The sequence below is a fragment of the Paenarthrobacter sp. NPDC091711 genome (genome assembly GCF_044756605.1).
In the GTDB taxonomy this organism is placed as follows: domain Bacteria; phylum Actinomycetota; class Actinomycetes; order Actinomycetales; family Micrococcaceae; genus Arthrobacter.
In genome coordinates, this window is record NZ_JBIVTF010000021.1 from 53823 (window position 1) to 59997 (window position 6175).

5 protein-coding genes and 1 rRNA gene are annotated in these 6175 nt (G+C 63.8%); 2 read left to right on the forward strand and 4 right to left on the reverse strand.

Going from position 1 to position 6175, the window contains the following annotated elements; all coding sequences use genetic code 11:
• Positions 1–442: 442 nt before the first annotated feature.
• Positions 443–1906 (reverse strand): FAD-binding oxidoreductase, encoded by a 1464-nt coding sequence (locus tag ACIQH5_RS20950; protein WP_400407322.1) that lies wholly within the window; start codon positions 1904–1906, stop codon positions 443–445.
• Positions 1907–2208: 302 nt separating this feature from the next.
• Between ACIQH5_RS20950 and ACIQH5_RS20955 the strand changes: the two genes are divergently transcribed.
• Positions 2209–3936, forward strand: a complete 1728-nt coding sequence (locus tag ACIQH5_RS20955) for a glycoside hydrolase family 13 protein (protein WP_400407325.1) — start codon at positions 2209–2211, stop codon at positions 3934–3936.
• Between the two features lie 19 nt (positions 3937–3955).
• Positions 3956–4978 carry a LacI family DNA-binding transcriptional regulator gene (locus tag ACIQH5_RS20960; protein WP_400407328.1) on the forward strand — a complete coding sequence of 341 codons (1023 nt, stop codon included), beginning with the start codon at positions 3956–3958 and terminating at the stop codon, positions 4976–4978.
• A gap of 6 nt (positions 4979–4984) precedes the next feature.
• Here the strand turns inward: ACIQH5_RS20960 and ACIQH5_RS20965 are convergent, their stop codons facing one another.
• From ACIQH5_RS20965 to rrf, 3 genes are all read right to left on the reverse strand, one after another.
• Positions 4985–5506, reverse strand: a complete 522-nt coding sequence (locus tag ACIQH5_RS20965) for a GNAT family N-acetyltransferase (RefSeq protein ID WP_400407330.1) — start codon at positions 5504–5506, stop codon at positions 4985–4987.
• On the reverse strand, positions 5499–5993 hold the full coding sequence (locus tag ACIQH5_RS20970; RefSeq protein ID WP_400407333.1) for an SRPBCC domain-containing protein: 495 nt from the start codon (positions 5991–5993) through the stop codon (positions 5499–5501). The genes ACIQH5_RS20965 and ACIQH5_RS20970 overlap by 8 nt, the downstream gene beginning before the upstream one ends.
• A gap of 88 nt (positions 5994–6081) precedes the next feature.
• A 5S ribosomal RNA gene (rrf, locus tag ACIQH5_RS20975) occupies positions 6082–6175 on the reverse strand; the annotation flags it as partial.

Genomic DNA, 6175 nt, shown 5'->3' on the forward strand with positions numbered 1-6175 from the left:
CGTCATTCCCCTCATAGCAACTTTGGTATACCAAGTTAGACTATGAGGAGAATGACGGAATGTAAATGCGGATAAACAAGCAACATGGATGTGACAGGCCTTAGACGCGACAAGTCTTTGGAATACCAAGAAGTGCTGTGCGGATCTGCCAGAGGAGCGCAAGTGATAGAGCGTCACACCCAAACCCGAGGGACGTGATAGAGCGTCACACCCAAACCCGAGGGACGTGATAGAGCGTCACACCCAAACCCGAGGGACGTGATAGAGCGTCACAGGTGCGCACCGGCCCGCGGTGTCGGAACGCGGCAGCGCGCGTCTAAGGTGGGCCCACGGCGGCAGGGGTCCCCGACCGAGCTTGCGAGGTTGGGGTGCCGCCGGGGAGGGACGACCGAGCGCGCCGAGCGTTGCGGCCTTCGGGCCGCCCACCCACGAAGAGCCAGCCTTAGATGGCCTTCCCCGGGTTCAGAATCCCCTGGGGATCGAACAGTTCCTTGATCCGCCGCTGCAGCTCACGCACCGGCTCGGGCTGCTCGAGGCCGAGCCAGCGCAGCTTGTATTGCCCCACCCCGTGCTCACCGGTGATGGTTCCGCCCATTTCCAGTCCTACCCGGATGGATTCGTCCAGGGCAGCGTTGAGTCGCTGCAGGGCGTCGGCGTCGCTGGTGGGGTCCACACGGTCCATCCAGAAGGTGGGGTGCAGGTTTCCATCGCCGGCGTGGGCCACCACCTTGAGCCGCACCTGGTATCGGGCGGCCATTGATTCGAGTTCCGCCACGAAGTCCACCAGCCGCGAGCGAGGGACGGCAATGTCTTCGCCCACCCTGAATTCGTCGTCCACCTCTACGCCGCGGCTGTTCCGCCGGAGTTCCACCAGCATTTCGGCTTCTGCGCTGGCTTCGGTGGTCACTGTGGCGCCGCCCTCGGCGAGTACCTCCCGGACGACGTCGGCTTCTGCTGCGGCACCGAACCCATCTGTCTGGATGAGCAACAGTGACTTGCCGCGCTTTTGCAGGTCGCCGCCGTGCAGTTCGTCCAACTGCACCAGCGTGCCGTTGTCCAGCAGTTCCATGATGGCGGGCTGTACGCGTGCCCTGCCGACGGCCAGTACGCCGGCGGCTGCGCTGCGGAAGTCCTGATAGAACGCGGCGATGGTGTGGATTTCGCGCGGCAGGTACTTCAGGCGAACCGTCACTCCCACCACGATCCCCAGCGTTCCTTCCGAGCCCACCAGCAGCGCGGTGAGGTCATAGCCTGCCACGCCTTTGAAGGTCTGGTGACCGGTGTGCATGAGCGTACCGTCGGCCATGACGACGTCCAGTGCCAGCACGGAATCGCGTGTGACGCCGTATTTGGCGCACCTCAGTCCGCCGGCGTTGGTGGCCACGTTGCCGCCGATGGTGGACATCTTGTAGCTGGCGGGGTCCGGCGCGTACATGAGACCGTGTTCGGCGGCGGCTGCGTTGAGGTCGGCGTTGATGACGCCGGGCTCGACGACGGCGGTCTCGTCGTTGGGGTTGAGGTCAAGGATGCGGTTCATCCGTTCCAAGCTCAGGACGATGCAGCCTTGGGTGGCGTGCGCACCTCCGGAGACACCCGTGCCGGCACCCCGTGCGACGATGGGCACCTGATGGGCCGCGCAGATGCGAACGATGTGCTGGACATCCTCAACGGACCCGGCCCAGACCACAGCGAGTGGCAGGTGCCTGTCCAGTAACGGGCCCTGATCGGCCGAGTATACGGTGAGGGTCTCTTCATCGTTCGCAATTTTCCCGGCAGCAAGTCCGGCTTCAAGTTCTTGCAGGAAGGTCCGCTGCGCGGCTGAGGGCTGGGCGTCTTCGCCACGGCCTATGGTGCGTTCCTTGATGTTTTCCTCTGATGTTCCGGCAACGGCCGTTTCGTCCGACAAGGCTTTCCCTCCACATGAGCTCCGCGGACACGCCAAACCGGCAGTCTTCGCAGTCTTTTCAGTGCCAGTCTAGCCAGCGCCGCACTTCTCCGGTGGCACGGGATGTCCTCCAGCAGGCGTCCATCACTGTCCCGGGAATCGCCCACATTCCGGTGGAGCGGCAGTTCAGCCGCAAGCGCTTCCACACTTTGTGAGCATCGTCGCAGATCCAAGAAACCTGCCTCGCAAAAGTACCGCAAAGACAGCACCCTTAGGACTGGAAACGTTTACACTTTTTGGAAAACTCTTCTACGATGTGTTTCATGTCCGTTGATTCCATGCTCTCGGTTGCGACCCACGAGCCCGCAGCAGCTTTCTCGCATCTGACCCCGGTCCACGATGCCTCCACGGCGCACGGTTGGTGGCGTTCGGCTGTGATTTACCAGATCTATCCGCGATCCTTCCGTGACCTCAACGGTGACGGCGTAGGAGACTTGGCGGGCATCACGGCCGAACTCGCGCACTTGGCAGGGCTGGGCGTGGACGCTGTATGGCTGTCACCCTTCTACCGCTCTCCCCAGCGGGACGCCGGCTACGACGTCAGCGACTATTGCGACGTCGATCCGCTTTTCGGCACCTTGGCCGACTTTGACTCCCTCATTGCGGAGGCCAACAGGCTCAACCTGCGCGTCATCGCGGACCTCGTCCCCAACCACTGCTCGGATCAGCACGTCGCCTTCCAGTCAGCCCTCGCTGCAGGGCCGGGCAGCCAGGAGCGGGACATGTTCATCTTCAGGGACGGCCAGGGAGACGACGGCAACGAGCCGCCCAACAACTGGCAATCGCACTTCGGTGGCCCGGCGTGGACACGCATCACGGAGCCGAATGGCCACCCCGGCCAGTGGTACCTGCACCTCTTCGACTCCTCTCAGCCGGACTTCAACTGGGACAACCCAGCCGTCCACGCCGAGTTTGAGCGCGTCCTCCGCTTCTGGCTGGAGCGCGGCATCTCCGGCTTCCGGGTGGACGTCGCCCACGCCCTGGTAAAGGCCGCCGGCCTCCCCAACTGGGGTGGCCGCGCAGACGGCAACAGCTCCGACGGTTTCCCGGGCCACGACGCTCCCATGTTTGGCCAGCCCGCCCTGCACGATATTTACCGCCGCTGGCGTTCCATCCTGGAAGAGTACGGACCGGACCGCATCCTGTGCGCCGAAGCAAATGTGGATCCGCTCCCCCGCCTTGCACAGTGGGTTCGTCCGGACGAGATGCACCAGGCCTTCAACTTCCCCTACCTGCACGCCGGCTTGGACGTGAACCGCCTCCGCCACACCATCACTGACTCGTTGGTGTCCCTGGATGCCGTGGGCGCCCCGAGTACTTGGGTGTTGTCCAACCACGATGTTGTCCGGCACGTTTCCCGATTCGGCTACGACGGACCCGGACCCCGTGACGGGGACGGAATCGGCCCTGACGACGAGAAACCCAACGAAGAACTCGGACGACGCCGCGCCGCCGCGGCCACCCTGTTCATGCTGGGCCTCCCCGGCGCCGCCTACCTCTACCAAGGCGAAGAACTGGGCCTTCCCGACTCTTCCAGCATCCCCGGCACCCGCCGACAGGACCCCACCTTCGCCCGAACCGGTGGAGCCCGCATCGGCCGCGATGGCTGCCGCGTGCCACTCCCCTGGCGCTCCGCAGAGCCCCATGCCGGCTTCGGTAGCGGCATGGATCCTTGGCTGCCGCAGCCCGAGTCCTGGCCCGCACTGGCGAGGGACAAACAAGAGTCTGACCCGGCGTCGCACCTTAACCTCTACAGCCGCATGCTCGCCCGGCGAGCCGAACTGCGCCTCGGCCAAGGCTCCCTGGCCTGGGTGGAGGACCACTGCAGCGGTACCTCGCTGGCCTACCTCAACGGCAACATCCTGGTGATCATGAATGTCGGGGCCGAGGACATGCCACTCCCGTCAGGTGCAGTCATCCTGCGAAGCTCAGGGGCGGAAGGCGCAGATCCACTAGGCTCGGGAGAGACGATCTGGCTCTCAGCCAGCTAATTTTCAACCGAGGAGCAGCATGACCGGCATCAAGGACGTAGCCGAGCGAGCAGGGCTGTCCGTTGCCACGGTCTCACGGGCACTGAGCGGAAAGGGCAACGTCTCTCCCACCAGCCGGGAGCGCGCCCGCACCGCTGCGGCCGAGCTGGGGTTTGTGCTGTCCTATCATGCCTCGAGCTTGGCCTCCGGGCGCACGCACAACGTCGGATTGGTGGTTCCCTCGGTCCACCGCTGGTTCTTTTCAGCGGTGATCGAGGGTGCCTCAGCGGCGCTGCTGGAGGCCGGCTATGACCTCACCCTCTACAACATCGGGGAGAACCCCGCGCACCGGCAGAGCGTCTTCAACGACTTCCTGCTCCGCAAACGGGTGGATGCGGTGATTGCGGTCTCCCTGGAACTCAGCGAAGACGAGATCCAGAGACTTCACGCAGTGCACCGGCCCATTGTGGGCATCGGTGGTCCTTTGCCGGGAGCATCCACCATCAGGATCGACGACTCGGGAATCGCCCTGAAAGCCACCAACCACCTATTGGGCCTGGGGCACACCAAGATCGCGCACATCACCGGCCTGGAAGCCTACGACCAGGACTTCCACCTGCCGGGAACCCGCCGCAGCGGTTTTGAGAAAGCAATGAACGACGCCGGCTGCCCCGTCAGGCCCGAATGGATTGTTTCCGCGGACTTCACCATAGAGGGCGCATACGCGGCCGCGCGGCAACTGCTGGCCAGCGCACCTGAGAGGCCCACCGCAGTGTTCGCGGCGTCAGATGAAATGGCAATCGGCACCATACTCGCTGCCCGGGACTTCGGCCTGCGCATCCCGGACGACCTTTCGGTCATGGGCATCGACGGGCATGACCTCGGCAAGGTCTTGGGGCTGACCACGATCGACCAAGACGCCAAGGGCCAGGGCGCAGTGGCCGTCAGGACTCTGCTGGGTGCCATCAACAACGGCCTGGTCCTGGAACCGGCCGATACCGAGCACCCCACCAAACTGGTGGTCCGGACAAGTACAGCTGTGCCGAAGTCCGGCGCCTCCTAGGCCTGCTTACGGAAGCCGACGTTCCATCGCGAGCTCAAGCTTTGACGTGTCCTGCGGGTAAGGCCTGCTGGCACCCGTGGTCTCGAAACCGTGGCGCCGGTAGAACGCAAGCGCCCTCACATTCTCCTCGTGAACACCGAGCTCGATGCTTTCGGCCTCCAATTCCTCCGCCGCAGCGCTGCAGGACATCTTCAGGAGTTCGTCGGCCAATCCCAGTCCCCGGTGCTCCGGTGCCACATAGACGCTGATCAGCATGGCCTGCAGCGGCCCGTCCGGGCTCTGGGGATGTTTGAGCACCACACGCATCAGGCCGCAGAGCTTGCTGCCGTCTTCGCCTGTGTCGGCAACCACGGTGATGCTGTCATCGCCGGACATCGCGGCAGCACGCTCCTGCCATTGGGTTTCGGTTTGCCGGCGGGCGGCATCCAGGCTCTCCACGTAGGCCATGGGCGTATCTGTGAGCATCTCCAGACGGATCGCCTTCAACAACGCCCAATCCTTCGCGTGGAGTCGGCGAATCCTAGGCAACGGCTCCGCCCATAAACCTCACGTAGCGCTCCAAGACGCGGGGCCATCCTTCGGCGTAGGAAGCGCGGGATGCCGCAGGGTCCTCGGCGCCTTCCCAACCATCGTGGATCAGACGCACTTCAGTGCCCTCTTCCACCGCCCGGAACACCACACGGATCTCAGTGGACCACAGGGGCGTACTGGCCGGATACCAGCTGGCGTGGAAGGACAACGGAGGCTGCCAATCGTCGATGGTCCCCCACACGGACGTACGGCCATCCTCGGCCGTCTCCAGGATCAGGTTCTCTTCGAACTCAACATGTGAACCTTCGCCGTACACACTCTCTTGTTCCAGCGGCCACCAAAGGTGTGGATGATCAGTGAACCCCTGGAAGGCATGCGAAACGTTGGTGGGAACCACAACAGTGATGATGAAGGGCTCCAGGCCGTCAGTATCCTGCCTGGACGACTCGGGCTCCGATTCGGGGTGGCTAAAGAGATTTTCCATGACCACCAACTCTACCGGGGGTCAAAGGCGTACGGGTGGGTTAAAGACGAAGGGCCCCAACCGGTGGCTGGGGCCCTTCTTAATTTATGTCCGGCGGTGTCCTACTCTCCCACACCCTCCCGGGTGCAGTACCATCGGCGCTGTGGGTCTTAGCTTCCGGGTTCGGAATGGGACCGGGCGTT

Coding starts and splice junctions, on each gene's coding strand:
- ACIQH5_RS20970 (WP_400407333.1), bottom strand. CDS start 5,993: ATGGAAAATCTCTTTAGCCACCCCGAATCGGAGCCCGAGTCGTCCAGG.
- ACIQH5_RS20960 (WP_400407328.1), top strand. CDS start 3,956: ATGACCGGCATCAAGGACGTAGCCGAGCGAGCAGGGCTGTCCGTTGCC.
- ACIQH5_RS20955 (WP_400407325.1), top strand. CDS start 2,209: ATGTCCGTTGATTCCATGCTCTCGGTTGCGACCCACGAGCCCGCAGCA.